The sequence below is a fragment of the Streptomyces sp. NPDC058086 genome, from assembly GCF_042885015.1.
Taxonomy (GTDB): Bacteria; Actinomycetota; Actinomycetes; order Streptomycetales; family Streptomycetaceae; genus Streptomyces.
Genome location: NZ_JBHVST010000091.1, coordinates 1 through 20,996 on the forward strand (window position 1 = coordinate 1; position 20,996 = coordinate 20,996).

The following is a 20,996-nucleotide window of genomic DNA, read 5'->3' on the forward strand; positions in this document are numbered from 1 at the left end:
TCGATGTCGCGGAGCGAGCCGCGTTCCCGCGGTCCGGCCGCGACGGCCTTCTGGACGCTCGGCGGAAGGAGGGAGAGTGCCGCGGCGCCGCCCAGTACACCGGCTGCCGAACCCAGGAGTCTACGGCGAGTCAACCCTGTCATGAACACCCCTTCTTGAGGTTGCGTCAGCTCTCCGGCACGCAGGTCGGTCCGCACGCGGACCGACCTGCTGGATCACTCTGCTCGGAGGCACCGGCGTTGGGGCGGAGGCGCACGGTGATCATGGGGGCAATGTGCGGCGAAGGGTTGACCGAGCGATGACCGGCATGGACGGTGATGCAGGGGCACGGGGGTTCACCGGTCCGGCGAGGGCGGCCTCAGTCGGACGTCGGGCGCAGGATCAGGCAGACGAAGCCGAAGGCGTCCCGGTAGACACGCAGCCATTCGGTGCGGTGGGTGGTGGCTGCCGCCAGCGCCTGGGAACTGTCCGGATCGTCGGGGTGGTCCAAGGCCCATGAGGCCAGTGACCCCGTCCATGCCCATTCGTAGTCGTCGAGCTCCCGGCGCGTGCTGATGTGCCCGTCGACGGGTGTCCATCCGTCAGAGATGACGCGGTCCACGGTGGTCGGCAGGTCGGCGAGGTCGCCGAGCATCTCCACGGCGTCGGGGGAAGGCTCGTGTGACCAGAATCCGTCACCGACCAGGACGCATCCGCCGGGAGCCAGGTGCTTGCGTGCCGCCTCGAGGGTGGCGAGCAGGCCGCCGAAGGCATGCGTGGCGCCGACGCTGATCACCAGGTCGAACGTGTGTGGGGCAGCGAAGTCCGCGGCATCCTCGCGATGGAGGACGAGGCGATCTCGCAGGCCGCGGATGCTCGCGGTCCTCCGAGCATCCGCCAGCGCACTCTCGGAGATGTCGACGCCCTCGGCCTGCAGTCGCGGATGCGCGGCCAGGGCGCGCAGGAGCCACTCCCCGCCACCGCAGCCGAGGTCGAGTACACGGGCGCCGCCTCGCGGGATGCCGCGTTCCAGCAGTCGGCGCACCGAATCGTCGTCGAGCGGGGCCGCAATCGGATGATCCGCATGGGCCAGTCTGGAGATCTGTTCACGGTTCACCGGCGGAGCCTGGCACGGGCAGAGGCCGCACGCACCTGCTTTTCCTCCACGGCCGCACCGAACGGATCCCTTTCCTCCAGGACCGCACCGAACGGATCGGACAGACCCGGCTGCAGTCCATTCACACACCGACGGCCGCCGCCAATTGTAGGCTGACGGCCGCCGCCAAGACCGGTGACCAGGTCCGGCCTTGATGTCACCCTGGAAGGGCGCCACTCACACAGGCGCCCGTCCCTCGCGACACCGACTCGTCAGCTTCACCCCAGCGCCCCCACAGAGGACCGGATGCCGACCATAAGTAGAATTGTCAAGTACCTGACATCAGCAACGGCGGTTCTCGCGCTGCTGACCACGGCTCCGACGGCGGTCGCCGCCGTCCCGGAGCCCGTCGCCGCCAAGACCCTCCCCCGGGCCACCGCCTCGGCGGCCGACTCCTGGCAGCCGCCGCTGTCGACCCAGGGCCGGTACATCGTCGACGCCCGGGGCAACCGGTTCCGGCTGAAGTCGGCCAACTGGGACGGCGCACAGGGCTCTTGGACCGGAAGCGGCAACATCACCGACCCCGCCAACCACCACGCCGGCCAGGACTCCTACGGCATCCCACTCGGCCTCGACCGTGCCCCGCTGCCCGCACTGCTCGCCGACTTCCACGAACTCGGCATCAACAGCATTCGGCTGCCGTTCTCCAACGAGATGATCCACACGACAGCCCCCGTCCCGGACGTGGCCGTCGCCGCCAATCCGCAACTGCGCGGCAGGACACCCCTGCAGATCTACGACGCCGTCGTGGCCGCCCTCACCCAGGACGGGTTCGCTGTCATCCTCAACAACCATACGAACACCTCCCGTTGGTGCTGCGGCATCGACGGCAACGAACGGTGGAACAGCAGCCAGTCCACCCAGCAGTGGACGGACGACTGGGTCTTCATGGCCCGCCGATACGCCACCGACTCCCGCGTCGTGGGCGCCGACCTCTACAACGAGGTACGCCGCGACGTACTGGACGACCCCAACTGGGGCATGGGCGACGGCCACGACTGGTACGCGGCCGCCCAGCAAGCCGCCGACCGCATCCTCACCGAGGCCAACCCCAACCTCCTCATCGTCATCGAGGGCATCAACTGGACCGGCGTACCCGTCGACGGGCTGCCGCACGACCGACCCACCCTCGCCCCCGTGCGCACGCTCTCGCACACCCTCGTGGACGCCCACAAGCTGGTCTACTCCGCCCACTTCTACGGCTACACCGGCCCCCACCACAGCGGCGCCACCGGAATCGGCGAGACCCACGACGCCCGCTACCAGGACCTGACCCGCGACCAGCTGTACCAGGTCCTCGCCGACCAGGCCTTCTTCGTCACCACGGAAGGGCAGCACTACACCGCGCCGGTGTGGATCAGCGAATTCGGCATAGGCGCCAATGAGACGGGCACCGCGGCCCGCACCTGGTTCGGCAACATCACCGACTACTTCGCCGACCATGACGCCGACTTCGCCTACTGGCCCCTGGTCGGCTGGGAGGGCCACGACGACTGGGCCCTGCTGCGCTACGACACCGCCGGGCGACGGCACGGCATCCTCGACCAGGGCGACTGGCGCGGCACCGCCTGGAGCCACCTCATGACCGCTCCCACACGAACCGGGTCCATCACGCCGGTCCCTGTCTGGCGCATGCTCACCACCGACCACGGCGACTACGTGCAGTCTCTGCGGGTACGGGCCGGCGGCGACTGGGATTCGGGGGCCTACAAGGCCGCCTGCCCCGACGGCCTGCGGCTGATCGGCCTCAGCCACACCTCCGGGCGTGGCCTGTGCACCGACACCACCGCCGGCGACCTGCGGGCCGCGGGCAACACCCAGACGGTCGTCACTGACGAACGTCATGTCCCCGCGGGCGGCGACTGGGCCAGTGGATACACCAAGCTCCAGTGCCCCGCCGGGCAGTTCCTCATCGGCTACAGCCGCCGCGGTGACCGCTTGTCGGCGGCCCTGTGCGCGCCCGGCCGCACCCCGCTGGGGTCCACCGGACGGACTGTCTGGTTCGACCGCTCCGACAACCGGCCCGCCGACATGGCGGGCGGCGACTTCGCCTACGGCGCGTACAAGGGCCAGTGTTCCGCCGACGAGTACGCCGCCGGTATCGCCTTCACCACCCGCGTGGGCAGCACCGCGGGCCCCGCAGCCCTGTTGTGCACTCCGCTGAAGCCCTGAGCCCCTCACCGCCCCTCACCTCTGAATCGCCGCAGGTGGGTGTTTCAGGCGCCGCGGCGGCCGCGGCCCGACCGGGCCGCGGCCGTGTGCGGGGTTACCGTCGGCCGCATGGACGGTGATCGTCGAGGGTGGCGCCAGTGTTTGCTCAGCGGGGCGGTGTTCGCCGTGTGCATGGCCGGCACCACGCTGCCGACTCCCCTCTACGGCCTCTACCAGGAGAAGTTCGGGTTCTCCGAGCTGACGGTCACCGTCGTGTACGCCGTGTACGCCTTCGGGGTCATCGGCGTGCTGCTGCTGACGGGGAACGCCTCGGACATCGTGGGCAGGCGTCCGGTGCTGCTGTGGGGCCTGGGATTCTCCGCGGCGAGCGCCGTCTGCTTCCTGTGCGCCACGGGACTGGGCTGGCTGTATGCGGGGCGGCTGCTGTCGGGACTGTCCGCCGGTCTGTTCACCGGGGCTGCCACGGCGTACGTGATGGAGTTGGCACCGTACGGCGGCGCCTCCCGGGCCACGTTCGTGGCGACGGCCGCCAACATGGGCGGCCTCGGTTGCGGCCCCCTGCTCTCCGGAGTGCTCGCGCAGTACGCCGCCTGGCCGCTGTACCTCACGTTCGCCGTGCATCTCGCCCTGGTGGCCTGCTCGGCCGTCGTCCTGCTGTGGCTGCCGGAGACCGTGCGGGAGCGGCGGCCGCTGAGCACCGTACGGCCGCAACGGCCCGGCCTGCCCGCGCAGGTGCGGGCGGTGTTCGGGCCGGCGGCGATCGCCTCGTTCGTGGGGTTCGCGCTGTTCGGAGTGTTCACGTCGGTCAGCCCGGCGTTCCTCGCGCAGTCGCTGAACGTGCGCAACCACGCCGTGAGCGGACTGGTCGTCGCGCTGGCCTTCTTCGCCTCGACCGCCGGGCAGCTCGCCGTCGGCCGGGTCGGGGTGGGGCGATCGCTGCCTCTGGGCTGCGCGGGACTCCTCGCCGGGCTGGCGCTGCTCGCGGGCGCGCTGCGGTGGGACCTGCTGGCGCTGGTGGTGCTGAGCGCGCTCGTCGGCGGGGGCGGGCAGGGGCTGGCGTTTCGCGGGGCGCTGTCCGCGCTGGCCGGGGCGTCTCCCGCGGACCGGCGCGCAGCGGTGATCTCGACGCTGTTCGTGGTGGCCTACGCGGGTATCTCGGTGCCGGTGATCGGTGTGGGGCTCCTGACGGGTCCGATCGGCCTGGAGGGCGCGGGGCTGGCGTTCATCGTGTGCATGGCCGTCCTGGTCTCGACCGCGGCTGTGTACCTGCTGCGGCGGCCGATGCCGGCGAGGACGTGAGCGCGTACGGACGCGGTGACGTGTGACCTGCTCCTGTCTCCGGGGTGTCAGCCCGTCTCCACGGGAATGTGGGCACTCGCGAGGGCCAGGTCGGTTGCGACACGGGCGGCGCACGCGCGCAGAGCGGGCAGCATGGCGTCCCGGGTGTGCTCGGGTGATTCCGGGCCGGCGTGCATCGCGACGTTCAGCGCGGCGACGGCGCGCCCGGTCCGGTCTCTGACGGGTACGGCCAGGGAGCGTAGCCCCGCCTCCAACTCCTGCTCGACCAGGGCGAATCCGTCGTCGGCAGCTTGGTGGAGAGCCGCGGTGAGCGCCTCGGTCGAGGTGAGGGTGTGCGGGGTCAGGGCTTGCGGGCGGAGAGATCGGATCAGCTCCGGCCACTGGGCCCGCGGCAGGTCCGCGAGCAGGACGCGTCCCATCGAAGTGGCGTAGGCGGGCAGTCGGGTGCCGGGGGTGATGCGGGCGCTGGTGATCTGCCCGGTGGCCACTCGTGCGACGTAGCGCACCTCGGCGCCGTCGAGCACCGCGAGCGAGGCGGACTCCCGTACCTGTGACACCAGATCGGTCAGATGAGGCCGGGCGATGTCGGCGAGGGTCAGCGTGGACAGTCGCGCGTATCCGAGCTCCAGGACGCGCGGGCCTGGGAGGAAACGGCGCCCGTGCTGTTCCACGTAGGAGAGTTCACTCAGCGACAGCAGATTGCGCCGGGCGCTCTGATACGAGAGTCCGGCGGCCTCAGCGGCCTCGGCGAGGGTGAGTCCGCCGCACTGTCCGCCCAGCGCGGTCAGTACGGCCAGGCCCCTGGCCAGCGCCTGGAGGAAGGACGGCCCGAGTTCGGGCTTGGCGTCGGCGTATGCGGGGGCGGTAGCGGGCGGGGCCGCGGGGGGCAGGGGGTGCGAGGTGCCGTACAGCGCGTCGGCGATGTCCTCGGCGGCCCGGTTCATCTCGGTCAGAGCGTGGGCACGGAGGTCGTCGGCGCTGTGGCGGCTGGTGTGCGCCAGCACGCTGATCGCGCACACGGGCCGGCCGTCGGGGTCGCGAACGGGGACCGCCAGCGCGACCAGCCCCGGGGCGACCAGTTGGTCGTCCAATGCCCAGCCGTTCGTGGCCGCCGCCGTGGTCCAGGACGCGAAGTCGGCTTCCGTCCGCTCGGGGCGGGGAGCCGTGGGGCGCGTGGGGACGGCCGGGAAACCGGCGTCCAGGGGGTCGGCGGCGCGCCGGGCCCGCCAGGCCTCGTGCGTCGGCGGGTCCCAGCCCGTGGCGAGTACGGCTCCGGCGGCGCAGCGCTCGGAGGGCAGCAGGTCGCCGACGCGGAAGCCGAGGGGGATCACCCGGCCGGGCGGGACCGCCGTGCCGACGATGCGCGCGTCGAAGCCGTCGAGGACGATCGCCGAGACCGACTCGTCCAGGGTCCGGGTCAGCCGCTCCAGGTTCGGGCGCAGCGCGCGGGACAGGCCGCTCGCGTCGAGGTAGGCGTTGCCGAATTCCATGAGGCGCGGGGCGAGCACGAGATCGCGGCCCTCGGCACGCAGGTACCCGAGGTGAACCAAGGTGGCGGCGATCCGGTCCACGGCCGAACGGGCCAGGCCGGTGGCGCGGACGAGGTCGCCCGGCCGAACCGCCTCCGCGGAATCGGCCATGACTCGCAGGACGTCCAGACCGCGTTCCAGTGGGCCGACGGCCTCCCCGCGGCCGGCTTCGGGTCCGGCGGCCTGCGACGCGGTGCCCGTGGGCTGCTTCGACGCCCCGGCTTCCGCCCCCGTGACGCCCCGTGCCATGGCCTCTCCTCCCGCGCTTCCCCGCTCGTCGGCGCATGCGGCCGGACCCGTGCGGAGAACGCTACCGGGTCGCGGGCCATTGACAGCCGTCACCCGATCCCGCAGACTCACCGCACTCAGCAAATGAACAGAAGTTCACTCAGCAAAAAACACTAGCGATAAGAGCACAGGTCGCCTGCCGGGCGCACCGCGGGACGTTCCGCACCCGGCGCCGGCCTCCCCGCCGCACGGCCTGAGCCGAGCCGCGCCCCAAGACCCCCTCCCTTGCCCTGAGGACTCCCATGAGCACTTCCGCCCAGAGCCGCGCGGACCTGATCCGGCACAGCGCGTACGAGTTCGCGCTGACCACGGTGCTTCTCTTCGCCGTGGTCAGCCTGGTCCGCTGGCTGGCCTTCCCCGGCTCGTCACTGGCGATCGGTGACCCGGACACGCTGTTCGTCGTCGCGGGAACCGTCGTGGCCGCCCTGATCGCGGCGCTGATGTACTCACCGCCCGGCCGCGCGTCCGGCGGCCATCTCCACCCCGGCGTCACCGTCTTCCTGTGGACGTGCGGGCTCTTCCCGGGTCGCGCCGTCCTGCCGTACGTCGCCGCGCAGCTCACCGGGTCCCTGGCCGGGACCGCGCTGGCCTGGGTGGTGTGGGGCAAGGTGGTCGGCCAGGTCGGGTACGGCGCCGTGCATCCCGCGCCCGGTACCGGCGCCGTCGAGCTGTTCGTCGTCGAAGGCGCCGCGCTCGCCGCGGTGTTCGTCGCGGTCACGCTGGTGATGTCCCGACCCGCGCTGCGGGGGCTGATCCCCGCGGTCATCGGGCTCGGCGTGGGCGTGGTCATCGCCACTCTGGGCACCGTGACCGGCGCGAGCATCAACCCGGCGCGCGCCTTCGGCCCGGCGCTGCTGTCCGGCCAGTACGACCACTTCTGGAACTACATGATCGCGCCGCTGGTCGCCCCGGCCCTCGTCGGCCTCACACACCGCGCCCTGCGCACGCGCCGGGACCGCTCCGCCCCGACCGCGTCGGCAGAGGCGTGACCCGACGGCCACCGGCCGCCCCGGCCCCCGCTCCCCCCTCCCACTCACTCGCCCCATCCCACTCACCCAGGAGGACCCCATGTCCACCGTCCGAGGCCTGATCATCAACGGCCAGGAGGTCCCCGCCTCCTCCGGCCGCACGGCATCCGACATCAACCCCTGGACCGGCGCCGTCTGCGCCGAGGTCGCCGCCGGAACCCCCGAGGACATACGCCGAGCCGTGGACGCCGCCGACGCCGCGTTCGCGGCGTGGGCCGCGACCAAGCCCGCCGAGCGGCGCCGGATCTTCCTGCGCGCCGCGCAACTGATGGAGGAGCGCGTCGAGGAGGTCGTCCGGCTGATGGCGGCGGAGGTCGGGGGCGTGGCGACCTGGGCCGGCTTCAACGCCAAGCTGGCCTCCGACATCCTCCTGGAGGCGGCGGCCGCCGTGAGCGGGCCCACCGGGCAGACGCTCGCCACGAACTCCGAGGGCGTCCACTCGGCGCAGGTACGGGTCCCCAAGGGCGTGATCGCCGCGATCTCGCCGTGGAACGCGCCCGTCATCCTCGGCGTGCGCGCGGTCGCGATGCCGATCGCGATGGGCAACACCGTGGTGATGAAGCCCAGTGAGGACGCACCGATCGCCTGCGGTCTGCTGATCTCGGACGTCCTGCACGCGGCCGGGCTGCCCGCGGGCGTGCTCAACGTCGTCACCAACGACCGCGCCGATGCCGCCGAGGTGGTGTCCGCGCTGATCGCCGACGACCGGGTACGGATGGTCAACTTCACCGGTTCCACGGAGGTCGGGCGCGTCATCGGCGTCCAGGCCGCGCAGCACCTCAAGCCCGCAGTCCTCGAACTCGGCGGCAAGAACGCCCTGCTCGTCCTGGAGGACGCGGACGTCGACTACGCGGTGGACGCCGCCGTCTTCGGCTCCTTCATGAACGCCGGGCAGATCTGCATGTGCGTGGACCGTGTCATCGTGCACCGCGCGGTCGCCGAGGAGTTCACGGCCAGGTTCGCCGCTCGAGTCCAGGCCCTGCCGTACGGGGATCCGGCCGACCCGGGCACGGCGGTCGGTCCCGTGGTCAACGCCGGTGCGGCCCGTCGGGTCGCCGCGCTCGTCGCGGACGCCGTGGACCAGGGAGCACGGCTGGCCGCGGGCACCGGGCAGGTCGAGGAGCCCGGCACGCTCATCCGTCCGGTCGTACTCACCGGCGTCACCAAGGAGATGAGGATCTACTACGACGAGATCTTCGGCCCGGCGACCGTGATCCACGTGGTCGACAGCGCCGACGAGGCCGTGACGCTGGCCAACGACACACCGTACGGGCTGACCGCCGGTGTGATCACCGAGAACCTGGCGACCGGTCTGGAGGTCGCCCGCCGCCTGCGTACCGGCATCGTCCACATCAACGACCAGTCGATCGCGGACGAGCCGCAGGCCCCGTTCGGCGGTGTGAAGAGCTCCGGCTACGGCCGCTTCGGCGGGCAGGCGGGCGCGGAAGCCTTCACCGACACCCGCTGGATCACCGCCCAGACCACGGGCCACGCCCACTACCCGATCTGACATCTTCGGCGGGAAGGGCTCCCTGGTCAGGTGGGATTCGCTTCGGAAGGCAGCGGCGGTGACGGCGTGGTGATCCGGCGCTCGCCGCGCAGGTGATCCGCCGGGCCCGGGCTCGGAGTCGGCGGTTCGCCGGAGGCGCAGCGTGCGAGGGTCTCGCGCAGGGTGGCCAGCCGGTCGATCTCGGCGTCGAGGGCGGCCAGTCTGCGGCCGACAACGCCGGAGGCGGGGGCGCCGGGTTCGACGGAGCCACACCGCGGGGGCGGATCCTGGGCCAGCAGATCGAGGCGGTCGGCGCAGCTGCGCAGGTCTTCGATGGTGAGCCCGAGGGCGAGCAACTCCCGGATGACGCGGACTCGTGCGATCTCTCCAGGCCCGTATTCGCGCTGACCGGAGGCCGTACGGACGGGCGGGGGCAAGAGTCCGCGCTGCTCATAGAACCGAAGCGCCCTGGGTGTGGTACCGGCCGCCGCTGCCGCGTCCCCGATCCGCATCCTGCCTCACTCCCCCGTTCCCCCGTACTTCGCCCGCTCTCGGCCGGCGAGCGGGTGCCACACCGTCACCACTACAGTTCTACGACGACGGCCCCGAAGTGTCTGCCTTCGATCAGTTCCCGCAATGCCTGAGGGGCGTGATCGATGCCCGCGATCCGTGTATGGGGGAAGCTGATCGCTCCAGAGCGCAGCCAGTCACCAAAGCGGCTGGTCCATGCCCTCTCGACCTCGGGGTGGTCCGCGCCGCTGTATCCGCGCAGCGACACGCCCTTGACGACGAGGCGGAAGGCGTCGATCTCCATCGGCGCACTACCGCCGTCCCGGCGCGCGGACATCTGTCCCGACAGGGCGCCGACCAGGGCGAAACGCGCGCCCTGCCGGGCCGCGGCGAGTGCGGCGGTCAGTTGCTCGCCGGCGACGGTGTCCACCAGGACGTCGATGCCCTCGGGCGCGGCCTGCCCGAGTTGGGCTGCGACGGACCCGGCGCCTCGCAGCACCACCGCGTCGTAGCCGAGCTCGGAGACCAGCCGCTCGGCCTTGTCCGCCGAACCGGTGCTGCCGATCACCCTTCCCGCGCCCAGCAGTCGGGCGATCTGCCCGGCCAGGGAGCCCACCGCTCCGGCCGCTCCGGTGACGAAGACGACGTCACCGGAGCGGACTTCGGCGAGGCGGGTCAGTGCTCCGTAGGCCGCGGATCCCGGGGAGAGGTAAGCCACGGGATCGGGCAGCACACCGTCCAACGGGGTGCACCCGGCAGCGGCCACCAGGGCGTACTCCCGCCAGCCGAGCATGTGGGCGACGGCAACTCCCGGGCGCAGCGGGCTGTCGGCCGGCGCGGCCACGACCTCGCCGACGGCGGGACCGAACAGCACGTCCCCGGTGCGCAGCCGCGGCAGGGGCAGGCCGTCGACCTCCCCTCCGATCAAGGTGCGCAGACCGGGGAAGACCAGGAAGTGCCGGTTCCTGACGAGGACTTGGCCTGCTTCCGGCTCGGGCAGCGGCGCCTCGACAACGGCGAAGTGTTCCCGCGCGGGCAGTCCCCCGGGGACGGCGGTGAGCCGGACCTCGCGGGCGGTGCGGGGAAGGGCTGCGGTCATGTGCGGCCTCCTGACCGGGGTCGGGGCGGCGGCACCACGCACGTCCGCCGCCGGAGTGAGCTGACGCTAAACCCTGACGCGCACGTCAAGGTCAAGCCCGCGCCTGGTTCTCGTGGAGATCGGTGCGTTGGACCGGTGCCGATTCCTATCCGGAACAATTGCGCTCACACGTCCGGCTGTTGGCGTAGACTGGTCCTACCGACGCGGGGTGGAGCAGCTCGGTAGCTCGCTGGGCTCATAACCCAGAGGTCGCATGGTTCAAATCCTGCCCCCGCTACCAAATCTGGCCCCTTCGACACCCACATGTCGAAGGGGCCAGAAGCATTTACAGTCATCCGGGCGACGAGAGCTCAGGCGCGGCGTGACCGACTGAATCGGCGCACGAGTGGCGCCTCGACCAGGGCGTAGAGCGCCCAGGACAGCAGGACCGTGACGGCGGCCGTGCCGACCAGCATCGCCACGCCTGTCGCGGTGGAGTACATCTGGTGGGTGCCGAGGGCCTTTCGGAGCGTGGACAGCGCTGTGTAGTGCAGGAGGTAGAAGGCGAAGGAGATCTCGCCCAGCCAGACCATCGTGCGGCTGCGGAACAAGGTGAAGCGGCCCTCTATGTCCGCGGTGGCCGCGGCCGCGATCAGCAGCGCGATCGGCAGGATCATCGCGGCGCGCTGGCCGTAGAGATAGGGCACATGGAAGGTGAGCACGTACCCGCCGACCAGCAGCAGGCTCGACCAGAACATGCCGATGTTCCGCCAGCGCCCGTGCTTCACCGCGAGCGCCACCAGAATGCCGAGGGCGAAGTCGACCATACGGACCGGGGGCAGCACGTAGCTGAACCAGTACTGCGAGACCGAGAGGTCCTGGCCGCTGGGTACCCGTGGGGTCTTCGGGAACAGGGCGTACGCCAGCGCGGGGGTGGCCCACACCGCGGCGATCGCTCCGGTGATCCAGTACTTGAGGTGGCGGGCGTCGATACGCCTGAAGACGCTCAGCAGCAGGGGGAAGCTCAGGTAGAAGACGGCTTCCACGGCCAGCGACCAACTCGGGGAGTCCACACTGAAGTTGGTGAAGTAGCTGGGCACCCACACCTGGACCATGAAGAGGTTGGCGATGGAGACATGCGTGGAGGTGTAGGAACTGGCGAACAGCAGCATGGCAAGCGCCCAGGCGACCACGTAGTTCGGGTAGATCTTGACGAACCTGCGCCGCCAGAACCCCGTCGTGGTGTCGCCGCGCCGTGCCGACCAGGTCAGTACAAAGCCGCTGAGTACGAAGAAGAACGACACGCCGAGGCCGCCGGCCTGCGAGGTCCAGTCGGCGAGGCGGTACTCGGTACGGTCGTCGGACAGCAGCCGCAGCGGGGGTATCGGGAGAAAGGCGTGGTGGGCGAAGACGGCCAGCGCGGCGGGGAACCGCAGGCCGGTGAGGGAGGGTAGCCGGGAGACTCGGGGGCGTTTCGGCTCGGCGGCTTCGCCGCTCTCGTCGGCCGGCGCGGAGCCGGTCAGTACTTGCTCAGTGGCCACGGGATTTCCTTTCTCAAGTGTCGTCCTGCAGCGGCCCGGTCCTGTACGGGATGCGAGATGCCTGCGAGGGATGCGAGACGGGTGCTGTCCGGCGGAGGGTGTGACGCGGCGGGTTGGGGGTGAGCGACGGCCTGCGGAGAGGCGGCCCGCTCTTTGTACAGTCGCGTGCTCGTGGCTCACTCAAGAGTTGTTGTTGGATTGAGCTCGTTCGGGCTGTGGTGAGGTCGACTCGACCGGCCCGACTGCGAAGCCTCGTCATCAGCGTCCGGAGAGGTTCCTGAATGCGCTTCACAGCCGACTTCATAGCGGAGACCTACCAACTCGGCTCCGGGCCATGGGCGATGACGCCTGTCACCCGTGGCGCCTTGGGCCAGATCTGGAGGTTCTCCGGGAACGGCTCCTCATGGGCGGTGAAGGAGCTCCTCTTCGGCTGCGACGAGGAACAGGTCAGCCAGGAGGCCGCATTACGGCAGGCCGCTGAGGACCTGGGCATCGCGTCGCCGCGGCTCTTTCCCAATCGCCATGGTGCATACGTCTCCCACGTCACCGCTTCTTCAGGCGGGTCCTACGTGAAGCTGTACGACTGGATCGACGGCGCCAAGGCGGACGCGTCCGATCCGGGCATCCTGGACTGGTTCGGCCGGACCATGGCACTCCTCCACACGGCGGGACAGGGCGCGAGCGAGACGCCGGATTCCTGGTATGAGCGGTGCCCCCAGGACGCCGAGTGGAGGGCCCTGCACAAGCAGGTTCGTCAGGCCGGCCTGCCGTGGGCAAAGGCGTTGGGCCGGTTCATCGACACTTCCGCGGCAGAGTTGGCGCACTGGGTGACACCGGCCGACCCCGGCGATCTGGTGACGTCGCATCTGGACCTGCAGCCCCAGAACGTTCTGGTCGGCCGGGACGGGCCGGTCCTCCTCGATTGGGACAATGCCGGGGTCACCTCGGCGGAACGCGAGTTCGCGCGCGCCATGTACGTATGGTCGGGCGGCAACCACGTGGACATCGATTCCGCCCGGCGGCTGGCGCGGGCCTATCGAAGTGCCGGAGGCGGCGCCACCATCAAGGGTCCGCAGTCGTTCTCGATGCTTTTCGCGACGGCCCTGAACTTCGTCCATGTACAGGCCGAGTGCGCCATCGACCAGACCGTGACCGCCGCGCAGCGCGAGTTCGCCAGTCGGCAGGTCGTCGCTACCTTGCGCAGCATGCCGGAGCTGGAGGTCGTGTCCCGACTGGCCGCCGCACTCGATGCCGTGCGGTAGCCAGGTGTGCCGCTCAGCCAGGAGCCCCGGCAACCCGTACACGATGGCTCTCGCTGTCGGAGAGGAACGACGCCAGTTCCCGCCCCTGTTCGGCGACGGCGGTGCGCTCGGCCGAAGAGAAGCGGCGCATTGGCGTGACGTTCACGGTGCCTGCCTCGACGTTCCAGGTCGCGGCGACCCGGCCGTCGACCAGGACGACACGGGCGCCTGTGACCGACAGCCCGCGGTGGACGTCGTCCACGATCCGGCCGCGGTCGTGGTAGCCGAGGAGCGCGTTGTCGAATGCCGGCAGGAACCGGACCGGGGCGGGTGTGTCGGGGTCGGGGCGCGGCATGTCGGGGAGGTCCAGCAGTTCCCGGCCTCGCTCGTCGCGGAAGGTGACCAGCTCCTCGCGTACCGCGGCCACGGCGGCCGGCAGTCCGGCGAGGCCGCACCAGGCGCGCAGGTCGGCGGAGGCGGCGGGGCCGAACGCGGCCAGATAGCGCCGTACCAGCGCCTGGCCCACGGGATCGGAGCCATCCTGGGTCGGCGGGTCGATCTCGCGGCCCAGCCAGGACGAGAGCGGCACGTTGCGCACTCCCGCCTTCGTGCGCCACAGCCCGCGCGGTGGCAGCTGTGCCATCGGGACGAGGGCGGCGATCAGCATCTCCCCCAGGGCCCGTGGTCCCGGTGCCGGCCAGCGCTCGGCGAGCGCCCGCGCGAGCTCGGTCATCGAGCGGGGCTCGTCGTCGGCCATCACCGCCCGGCCCGCCGCCGCGAGTTCGTCCAGGTCGATCCCGTCCAGTTCGCGGCGGTAGGTGCCGAGCACCCGTTGGCGCAGCATGGCGTCGTGGCGGGACCGCCAGGCCAGGGCATCGTCGGCGGTCAGGAGGTGGACGGTACGGCGCATGAGATGGGTCCGCACCACACTCCGCCCGGTCAGCAGGTCCGAGAGTCCCGCCGGATCGAACGCCCGCAGCCGGGACCAGAGTCCGACGTACGGTTCCTGCGGTTCCTGTGCCTGGAGACCGCACAGGTGCGCGACGGCGTCGAGGACCGGCAGGTCGGCGTGATCGAGCAGCAGTTGTCGGGCGAGTGTCGCGCGGTTGAGGGCCCGGGTGTCGAGAACGGTCATCGGATCACGCCGATGCCGGTCGGCCCCGGTTCGCGCATCTTCACGGTGACGACGTTCCCTTCGGTTCCGTGCAGGTCTTGATCGATTCCGTGCGGGTCCCGCGGTCGGGACCGGGCGGCGGCAGGCAGGCAGCCGCCGCCCGGTCGAGGTCCGTCACCGGTCAGGTCGACGTCTGCCCGTCGAGCGTCTCGCGCAGGATGTCCGCGTGTCCGGCGTGCTGGGCGGTCTCGGCGATGACGTGCATCAGCACCCGGCGCACGCTGCGCACCGCTCCAGGCTCGTTCCAGGGCGCCTCCGGCAGCGGGTGTGTCGTGGACAGGTCGGGCAGGGAGGCGATGACCTTCTCGCTCCGGGCGGCGACCTGCTCGTAGCGCTCGACGATCCCGGCCAGCGTCTCGCCGGGCAGCATCCGGAAGTCGTTCTGGTGGTCGATCACCCACTGCGGGAACTCGCGTGCGGTACCGGCCGTCAGGTCGGCCCAGGTGACACCGTCGGGCAGGTCGTAGCGCATCGCCGACGGGCCGTCGACCGCGAAGCGCATCCATCCCTCCTCGATGGACGCGACGTGCTTGATCAACCCTCCCAGGCACAGCGCGCTGACCGTCGGGTGCTCGCCGGCCTGTTCGTCGCTGAGCCCGCGCGTCGTGTTGGTCAGGGCGGCTCGCGCGGTCGCGAGCTGGGCGAGCAGGTCGGCCCGCTCGTCGTCGAGTGTGGAGGACGTAGAGGGTGTGGCGGGCGTAGAGGACGTGGAGGGCGTGTTCATGGCGGTCACGGTGATCGGTCCTTCTGTTGGTTGCTGTTGTCCGGCTGTTCGTTGCTGCTGTCCGGCACGGAAGAACAGTCGCAGGAGAAGCGGTCAGGATGTGTCCGCTTCTCGGGGCAACATGGGAGCCATGCAGAAGACCTCAGTGCGGCTGCTGTCGTTGCTCTCGCTGCTCCAGGCACGCCGGGACTGGCCCGGGGCGCTGCTGGCCGGCCGGTTGGACGTCAGCCCGCGCACCGTGCGCCGCGACGTCGACCGCCTGCGCGAGCTCGGCTACCCCATCGTGACCACCAAAGGACCCGACGGGGGGTACCGGCTCGACGCAGGCACACAACTGCCCCCGTTGCTGTTCGACGACGACCAGGCCGTCGCCCTCGCCGTCGCGCTCCAGATCGCCACCACCACCGGTGCCGGGATCGAGGAGGCCGCGGCGCGCGCGCTGAACACCGTCCGACAGGTCATGCCCGCACGGCTGCGCCGCCGCATCGAAACCCTCCGGGTCACCGCCGTCGAGCGGCCGCTGGCCCGGCCGAACCCACAGGTCGACAGCAGCGTGCTCATGACGCTCGGCGACGCCGTGCACGCCCGCGAAGTGCTGCGCTTCGACTACACCCCCGCATCCCCGGCGGGAACCGGCGGCGGCGACCCCGCCGACGCTCCGCCGCGCCGGGTGCAGCCCCACCACCTCGTCACGTGGGGCGGGCGCTGGTACCTCGTCGCCTGGGACCTCGACCGCGACGACTGGCGCACCTTCCGTGCCGACAGGATCAGCCCGCGCACCCCCACGGGCCCCCGTTTCACCCCGCGCGAACTGCCCGGTGGGAACGTGGCCGCCTTCGTGACCAGCAGGTTCCAGGGCGCGGACGGCTCCGGCGGCGCAGACGGCTCCGGCGGCTGGCCCTGCCGAGGCGAGGTGATCCTCGACCTCCCCGCCGCCGTCGTCCTGCGCCACACCCGTGAGGGGATCGTCGAGGAACTCGGCCCGGACCGCTGCCGCCTCGTCCTGGGCTCTTGGTCGTGGCCCGGTCTGGCGGCCACCCTCGGCAGGTTCGACGCCGACATCGAGGTCGTCGGGCCGACCGAACTCAGGGACGCCTTCGCGCACTTGGCCCGCCGCTACGCCAACGCCGCAACTGACGCGCCGACGCAGGAAGCCCAAGCAGGAAGCCCAATAGGGCAAAACCAACTATTTACGTCAAAAAGCCATCCAAACAACGTCCGGGACCGTATCTGATACAAGGCACATCCCAATGGGAGGAATGCCATGGCCATCTTCAGTGATCTCTTTCCTGCCAGACACGGTGACCACGGTCATGACCACGACCACGGCCACGGCCACGACCACGGGAGGAACGACCACTCGGATCACGACGACCACTCGATGAACAGGCACGGCCGTCACTCCGACTTCGAGGACCACCGGTCCGGTCACGACGAGTGAAAGCCGGAGCGGACCGGCCTCCGGAGGACCGACCGGAGCCGGTCCGCTCCGTCGTCCGAGCGATGGTCGACGAACGGATGACGGACGACAGACGGATGACAGACGGATGACGGACGCATGCGATGAAGCGTGTCCCGAGCCATGTTCTGGAGCGGCTGCTGTCGGTGGGCGAGGAGTCCGCGCCGCTGGTGACGGCCGCACCGCCGGTGCCGCCGCGCGAGGTCTTCCGGCGCTTTTGGCCCTACACCCGCGGCCGACGGCGCTGGCTCGTGCCGCTCGTGCTGTTCAGTCTCACCGGTCCCCTGGTCGACGCGACCGAACTGTGGCTCTTCAAGATCGTGGTGGACGACGTGCTCGTCCCGCGGGACCTGCGACCCTTCCTCTGGATCGCACCGGTCTACCTGGGGCTGGTCGTCGCCTCCGGCGTTCTGGGGTTCGCCGACGACATGACGGCCACGTGGGTCGGCGAACGCTTTCTGCTGACCTTGCGCGCCGACGTGTTCCGGCACGTCCAGCAGCTCTCGCTCGGGTTCTTCGAGCGGCGGCGGCTCGGGGACGTACTGTCGCGCGTCACGGGTGACGTCGACGCCGTCGAGACGTTCCTGCTCTCCGGTGTCGCGGACGTTCTCTACAACGTGATCCGGCTGGGCGTCTTCCTCGGGCTGCTGTTCTACCTGCGCTGGGACCTGACCCTCCTCTCACTTGTCATCGTGCCGCTGTTCTGGCGCGCCGCCCGGCACTTCTCCCGGCTGGCCAGGGAGGCGTCCCGGGAGCGCAGGCGGCGCAGTGGCTCGCTGAGCGCCGTCGCCGAGGAGTCGCTGGGGAACGTGGCCCTGGTTCAGGCGTACAACCGGCAGGGCTGGGAGGAGCGCCGCTTCGAGCGCGAGAACGTCGGCAAGTTCCAGGCCTCGATGACCACGGCGCGCATCCGTGCCGTCTACCGGCCGGTGGTCGAGCTCATCGAGGTGTCCGGTGGCCTCGCCGTCATGGGCCTCGGCACCTGGAAGCTGGCGCAGGGCCAGCTCACACTGGGCGGACTGCTGGTCTTCCTGGCCCTGATCGGCAAGCTCTACAGCCCGATCCGCGACCTGTCCCGCCTCGGCAGCACCTTCTACACCGCTTCGGCCTCCGCGGAACGGATCATCGAGTTGCTGGACCAGCGCCCCCAGGTCGTCGAGTCCGCCGACGCCCACCGGATCGGCCGGGCCCGGGGCGAGGTCGAGTTCGACGGCGTGTCCTTCCGCTACCCCGGTACGCCGGGCTCGGCGCTGTCCGAGGTGTCGTTCCACGTCTCCCCCGGCGAGAGCCTGGCGCTGGTCGGCGCGAGCGGCGCGGGCAAGTCCACCGCCGCCAAGCTGCTGTTGCGGTTCTACGACCCCGACCGGGGCGCGGTCCGGCTCGACGGGAGCGACCTGCGGGACCTGGCCCTGTCCGACGTGCGGGAGAGCCTCGCGGTGGTCCTCCAGGAGACGCTGGTCTTCCACGGCACGGTGCGGGAGAACATCGCCTACGGCCGGCCCGGCGCGACGGATGCGGAGATCGTCGCGGCCGCCCGCGCCGCCGACGCCCACGACTTCATCCGGCTGCTGCCCGACGGCTACGACACGATGGTCGGCCAGCGCGGCCGGACGCTGTCCGGCGGTCAGCGCCAGCGCCTCGCGATCGCCCGCGCGATGATCAGGGACGCACCCGTGCTGCTGCTGGACGAACCGACCACCGGCCTCGACGCCCGGTCGGGCATGCGTGTCATGGACCCGCTGCGCCGACTGATGGCCGGGCGGACCACCGTCGTCATCTCGCACAACCTGCTCACCGTCCGCGACGCCACGCGGATCGTCGTACTGGACCACGGGCGGGTCCTGGAGACCGGGACCCACGACGACCTGCTCGCGCGCGGCGGTGCCTACGCCGGTCTCCACCGGTTGCACGCCGTGCCCGGCCCCGTCCGGGCGGGCGGCCCGCTGCCGGGGGCGGTGGCGTCGTGACCGGGACGCGCACTCAGGCGCGGGCGCCCACGGCGGGGGAACCCGCTCCCCCGCCCCTGGCCCCGGGCACCCGTCCCGCACCGGGCTACGAGATCCTCCGGCACCTCATGCGCACGGGCTGGCTGGACCTGTACGACGCGTGGAGCGAGGAGCGGGCCTGCCGGTGTGTCGTCAAGGTCGTACGTCCGGACCGCCGCGACGAGGCCCGGCCGCGGGCCCGGCTGCTGCGGGAGGGCCGGTGGCTGTGCGCCTTCAGCCACCCGCACCTGGTCCGCGCTTACGAGACCCTGGAGTGGCCGGAGCCACTGGTCGTCCTGGAGACGCTGACCGGGGAGACGCTGTCCCATCTCGTCCACCGCCTGCGACGGCGACCGGCGGCCGCCGACGTGGCCCTCCTCGGCATGCAGTTGTGCTCCGCGGTCCACTACCTGCATGGCCGTGGCCTGCTGCACCTGGACCTCAAACCGTCCAACGTGGTGGTGGACTGCGGCCATGCGAAGGTGCTCGACCTCAGCGTGGCGCGGCCGCCCGGGCGCGCCCCGGCCGGGTTGGGTACATTCCACTACCGCGCGCCGGAGCAGGCGCGCGGCGGCCCGCTGACAGCCGCCGCCGACGTGTGGGGCATCGGCATCACGTTGTACGAGGTGGCGAGCGGCGACGTGCCATTCGCCCTCCGCGGGACCGCGGAGGGCACGGACGACGGCGATCACCACGGGTGTCCGCAGCTGGAGACGAGCGCACCGTCGATCGGCTCGCGCCGCCGACTGCCCCGCGCGCTCGCGGCGGCCATCGACGGCTGCCTGGGCATGGACGCGTCGGTCCGGCCGACGGTCACCGAACTGGCCGCATCGCTCGGCGCGATCGTCCCGGCGTACGGCCCCCTTACGTCCTCGCCCGAGAACCCGAGAGCCGGGGACGTCGCTACGTTTCCCCGCCCGTCGTGAGGTCGGCGGTGGCGAGCACGGTGCCGTCGGGCGCCGTCAACCGGGCGCCGGACACGGCCGCGGGGTCGACGGGGGTCGGGCCGCCCCAGAACCCGCGGCCCTCGTGCAGGGTGAAGCTGCCCGTCCGGACCGTGCCGCCGTCGCGCCGCTCCAGCAGACAGGAGACCATGCCGCTGTACGGGGTGTGCGTCCGCGTGCCGGTGAGGTCGACGGTCATGTAGATCCAGCCCGGAGAGCCGGTGTGGGCGTACACCTCACCCGCCGACTGCTTGGGGGCCGCGGCCGAGGTCAGATCGCCGTGCAGCATGTCGGTCTCGTCGCCGGTGGACCGGGAGGCGCCGGCCACCACGTTCTCGATCACCGTTCCGACCGCCCAGCCGCCGAAGCCGACGGCGAGGACGAGCGCGGCCACCACGGAGGCGAGCCGGAGCCGAAGCCGACCACCGAAGGCCCTGCGCCGTGCGCCCGAAGCGCGGGCGCGCGCCCGGCCGTCCTGGGCCGGCGTCCCGTGGGTCAGCGCCTGTGCCACCCGGGTCTCGAAGCCGACGGGCGGCTCGCAGCCCGGCAGCAGTCCGATCAGCCCGTCGCCGACGAGGGTCAGCTGTCCGACGTACTCGCGGCAGTCCGCGCATCGGTCGAGGTGGGCGACCGCTGCGGCCCGCTCGCGTCCCGGCAGTATGCCGAGAGCGAGTTCGGCGCCGATCTCCCGCAGCTTCTCGCAGGTCATGTCATTGGACATGGTCGCCTCGCTTCGGGGACGCGAGCGTGGTGCGCAGCTTGGCCATCGCGGTCCTGATGCGCGTCTTCGCGGTGCCCAGCGGGATGTTCTCCCAGTCGGCAACCTCCTGGGCCGTCATGCCGTAGATGCTCGCCATCACCAGCGCGCGGCCCTGTTCGCGGGGCAGTTCCGCCACCGCCGCCCGCAGCCGGGAGGACGCCTCGTCGGCCAGGACGTGCTGTTCGGGGGTGTCGCTGACGACTCCCAGGACCACGTCGAGATCCTCGGGCGCCACCGGCTCCGGCCGTCGCGCGCGGACGGCGTCGATGGCGAGGTTGTGCGCGATGGTCGTCAGCCAGGTCTTCACCGAGCCGCGTCGCGAGTCGTAGATCTGGGCATGCCGCCAGGCACGTTCGAAGGTCTGCTGGGCGATGTCCTCGGCGAGTTGTGTGTCCCCGGTGACGGCGACGGCGACACCGAAGACCGTGTGCTGGAACCTCCGTACGAAGGTGACGGCCAGCTCCGGGTCGCCGGTGGCCAGCCCGGACAGCAGAGCCTCGTCCGGGAGACGGCCCACCGGGAACCGGAATCTCGACATACCCATACATACGGTCCGCCCCCGCCAGGGGATTGCCCGGCTGTCACGGAACCTCACCCTCCGATTCTCCCGCGCTTCCGCCTGCGCGGCGCGGGCAGCGGG

Annotated in this window: 18 protein-coding genes and 1 tRNA gene; 10 read left to right on the forward strand and 9 right to left on the reverse strand. The window is 71.3% G+C overall.

The features are described 5' to 3' along the window. Positions 1 to 358: 358 nt before the first annotated feature. Entirely contained in the window at positions 359 to 1,096 is a 738-nt protein-coding gene (locus ACFVWD_RS43645) for an SAM-dependent methyltransferase (protein WP_389603535.1), read from the reverse strand. A 285-nt stretch (positions 1,097 to 1,381) separates the two neighbouring features. Here ACFVWD_RS43645 and ACFVWD_RS43650 point away from each other — a divergent pair, with 285 nt between their 5' ends. Continuing rightward, positions 1,382 to 3,307, forward strand: coding sequence for a glycoside hydrolase family 5 protein (locus ACFVWD_RS43650; RefSeq protein ID WP_389603537.1), 1,926 nt, complete (start codon positions 1,382 to 1,384; stop codon positions 3,305 to 3,307). A gap of 108 nt (positions 3,308 to 3,415) precedes the next feature. Next, the gene (locus ACFVWD_RS43655) at positions 3,416 to 4,606 is read left to right on the forward strand and encodes an MFS transporter (RefSeq protein ID WP_389603538.1); all 1,191 of its coding nucleotides are present in this window, start codon (positions 3,416 to 3,418) and stop codon (positions 4,604 to 4,606) included. Between the two features lie 47 nt (positions 4,607 to 4,653). Here ACFVWD_RS43655 and ACFVWD_RS43660 read toward each other — a convergent pair whose 3' ends face one another. Further along, positions 4,654 to 6,384, reverse strand: a complete 1,731-nt coding sequence (locus tag ACFVWD_RS43660) for an IclR family transcriptional regulator C-terminal domain-containing protein (RefSeq protein WP_389603539.1) — start codon at positions 6,382 to 6,384, stop codon at positions 4,654 to 4,656. 281 nt (positions 6,385 to 6,665) lie between these two features. Here ACFVWD_RS43660 and ACFVWD_RS43665 point away from each other — a divergent pair, with 281 nt between their 5' ends. Beyond that, a complete protein-coding gene (locus ACFVWD_RS43665) occupies positions 6,666 to 7,412 on the forward strand; it encodes an aquaporin (protein WP_389603540.1) in 747 nt (248 codons plus the stop codon). 79 nt (positions 7,413 to 7,491) lie between these two features. Further along, positions 7,492 to 8,961 (forward strand): aldehyde dehydrogenase family protein, encoded by a 1,470-nt coding sequence (locus ACFVWD_RS43670; protein WP_389603541.1) that lies wholly within the window; start codon positions 7,492 to 7,494, stop codon positions 8,959 to 8,961. A gap of 26 nt (positions 8,962 to 8,987) precedes the next feature. On the opposite strand, the gene ACFVWD_RS43675 is transcribed toward ACFVWD_RS43670, so the two are convergent. Further along, positions 8,988 to 9,452, reverse strand: coding sequence for a MerR family transcriptional regulator (locus ACFVWD_RS43675; RefSeq protein ID WP_389603543.1), 465 nt, complete (start codon positions 9,450 to 9,452; stop codon positions 8,988 to 8,990). 71 nt (positions 9,453 to 9,523) lie between these two features. Further along, complete coding sequence (locus tag ACFVWD_RS43680) at positions 9,524 to 10,549, reverse strand: MDR family NADP-dependent oxidoreductase (RefSeq protein WP_389603544.1); 1,026 nt, start codon at positions 10,547 to 10,549, stop codon at positions 9,524 to 9,526. A 202-nt stretch (positions 10,550 to 10,751) separates the two neighbouring features. On the opposite strand from ACFVWD_RS43680, the gene ACFVWD_RS43685 reads away from it, so the two are divergent. Continuing rightward, positions 10,752 to 10,829, forward strand: a tRNA-Met gene (locus ACFVWD_RS43685). 70 nt (positions 10,830 to 10,899) lie between these two features. Here ACFVWD_RS43685 and ACFVWD_RS43690 read toward each other — a convergent pair. Continuing rightward, positions 10,900 to 12,069 (reverse strand): acyltransferase family protein, encoded by a 1,170-nt coding sequence (locus ACFVWD_RS43690; RefSeq protein WP_389603546.1) that lies wholly within the window; start codon positions 12,067 to 12,069, stop codon positions 10,900 to 10,902. 281 nt (positions 12,070 to 12,350) lie between these two features. Here ACFVWD_RS43690 and ACFVWD_RS43695 point away from each other — a divergent pair, with 281 nt between their 5' ends. Next, positions 12,351 to 13,331 carry a phosphotransferase enzyme family protein gene (locus ACFVWD_RS43695; RefSeq protein ID WP_389603548.1) on the forward strand — a complete coding sequence of 327 codons (981 nt, stop codon included), beginning with the start codon at positions 12,351 to 12,353 and terminating at the stop codon, positions 13,329 to 13,331. 13 nt (positions 13,332 to 13,344) lie between these two features. On the opposite strand, the gene ACFVWD_RS43700 is transcribed toward ACFVWD_RS43695, so the two are convergent. Together ACFVWD_RS43700 and ACFVWD_RS43705 are read right to left on the reverse strand one after the other, a co-directional pair. Then, on the reverse strand, positions 13,345 to 14,445 hold the full coding sequence (locus ACFVWD_RS43700; RefSeq protein ID WP_389603549.1) for a winged helix DNA-binding domain-containing protein: 1,101 nt from the start codon (positions 14,443 to 14,445) through the stop codon (positions 13,345 to 13,347). Positions 14,446 to 14,605: 160 nt separating this feature from the next. Beyond that, positions 14,606 to 15,208: a DinB family protein gene (locus ACFVWD_RS43705; protein ID WP_389603586.1), complete on the reverse strand. Its 603-nt coding sequence runs from the start codon at positions 15,206 to 15,208 to the stop codon at positions 14,606 to 14,608. A gap of 130 nt (positions 15,209 to 15,338) precedes the next feature. Between ACFVWD_RS43705 and ACFVWD_RS43710 the strand changes: the two genes are divergently transcribed. The 4 genes from ACFVWD_RS43710 (at position 15,339) to ACFVWD_RS43725 (ending at position 19,578) form a co-directional block, all read left to right on the forward strand. Continuing rightward, positions 15,339 to 16,442: a helix-turn-helix transcriptional regulator gene (locus ACFVWD_RS43710; protein ID WP_389603550.1), complete on the forward strand. Its 1,104-nt coding sequence runs from the start codon at positions 15,339 to 15,341 to the stop codon at positions 16,440 to 16,442. A gap of 30 nt (positions 16,443 to 16,472) precedes the next feature. After that, positions 16,473 to 16,649 (forward strand): hypothetical protein, encoded by a 177-nt coding sequence (locus ACFVWD_RS43715; protein ID WP_389603552.1) that lies wholly within the window; start codon positions 16,473 to 16,475, stop codon positions 16,647 to 16,649. Between the two features lie 122 nt (positions 16,650 to 16,771). Further along, entirely contained in the window at positions 16,772 to 18,634 is a 1,863-nt protein-coding gene (locus ACFVWD_RS43720) for an ABC transporter ATP-binding protein (protein ID WP_389603553.1), read from the forward strand. Then, complete coding sequence (locus tag ACFVWD_RS43725) at positions 18,631 to 19,578, forward strand: serine/threonine-protein kinase (RefSeq protein WP_389603554.1); 948 nt, start codon at positions 18,631 to 18,633, stop codon at positions 19,576 to 19,578. Before ACFVWD_RS43720 ends, ACFVWD_RS43725 begins: the two co-directional genes overlap by 4 nt. On the opposite strand, the gene ACFVWD_RS43730 is transcribed toward ACFVWD_RS43725, so the two are convergent. Then, a complete protein-coding gene (locus ACFVWD_RS43730) occupies positions 19,556 to 20,317 on the reverse strand; it encodes a hypothetical protein (protein ID WP_389603556.1) in 762 nt (253 codons plus the stop codon). The two genes, ACFVWD_RS43725 and ACFVWD_RS43730, sit on opposite strands and share 23 nt — an antisense overlap. Continuing rightward, positions 20,307 to 20,894, reverse strand: coding sequence for an RNA polymerase sigma factor (locus ACFVWD_RS43735; RefSeq protein WP_389603588.1), 588 nt, complete (start codon positions 20,892 to 20,894; stop codon positions 20,307 to 20,309). The genes ACFVWD_RS43730 and ACFVWD_RS43735 overlap by 11 nt, the downstream gene beginning before the upstream one ends. Positions 20,895 to 20,996 lie beyond the last annotated feature (102 nt).

Bases quoted from the DNA above. Each gene is read 5' to 3' on its own strand.
- ACFVWD_RS43650 (WP_389603537.1), top strand. From the start codon at position 1,382: ATGCCGACCATAAGTAGAATTGTCAAGTACCTGACATCAGCAACGGCG.
- ACFVWD_RS43655 (WP_389603538.1), top strand. From the start codon at position 3,416: ATGGACGGTGATCGTCGAGGGTGGCGCCAGTGTTTGCTCAGCGGGGCG.
- ACFVWD_RS43660 (WP_389603539.1), bottom strand. From the start codon at position 6,384: ATGGCACGGGGCGTCACGGGGGCGGAAGCCGGGGCGTCGAAGCAGCCC.
- ACFVWD_RS43665 (WP_389603540.1), top strand. From the start codon at position 6,666: ATGAGCACTTCCGCCCAGAGCCGCGCGGACCTGATCCGGCACAGCGCG.
- ACFVWD_RS43670 (WP_389603541.1), top strand. From the start codon at position 7,492: ATGTCCACCGTCCGAGGCCTGATCATCAACGGCCAGGAGGTCCCCGCC.
- ACFVWD_RS43675 (WP_389603543.1), bottom strand. From the start codon at position 9,452: ATGCGGATCGGGGACGCGGCAGCGGCGGCCGGTACCACACCCAGGGCG.
- ACFVWD_RS43680 (WP_389603544.1), bottom strand. From the start codon at position 10,549: ATGACCGCAGCCCTTCCCCGCACCGCCCGCGAGGTCCGGCTCACCGCC.
- ACFVWD_RS43695 (WP_389603548.1), top strand. From the start codon at position 12,351: ATGCGCTTCACAGCCGACTTCATAGCGGAGACCTACCAACTCGGCTCC.
- ACFVWD_RS43700 (WP_389603549.1), bottom strand. From the start codon at position 14,445: ATGACCGTTCTCGACACCCGGGCCCTCAACCGCGCGACACTCGCCCGA.
- ACFVWD_RS43705 (WP_389603586.1), bottom strand. From the start codon at position 15,208: ATGAACACGCCCTCCACGTCCTCTACGCCCGCCACACCCTCTACGTCC.
- ACFVWD_RS43710 (WP_389603550.1), top strand. From the start codon at position 15,339: ATGCAGAAGACCTCAGTGCGGCTGCTGTCGTTGCTCTCGCTGCTCCAG.
- ACFVWD_RS43715 (WP_389603552.1), top strand. From the start codon at position 16,473: ATGGCCATCTTCAGTGATCTCTTTCCTGCCAGACACGGTGACCACGGT.
- ACFVWD_RS43720 (WP_389603553.1), top strand. From the start codon at position 16,772: ATGAAGCGTGTCCCGAGCCATGTTCTGGAGCGGCTGCTGTCGGTGGGC.
- ACFVWD_RS43730 (WP_389603556.1), bottom strand. From the start codon at position 20,317: ATGTCCAATGACATGACCTGCGAGAAGCTGCGGGAGATCGGCGCCGAA.
- ACFVWD_RS43735 (WP_389603588.1), bottom strand. From the start codon at position 20,894: ATGTCGAGATTCCGGTTCCCGGTGGGCCGTCTCCCGGACGAGGCTCTG.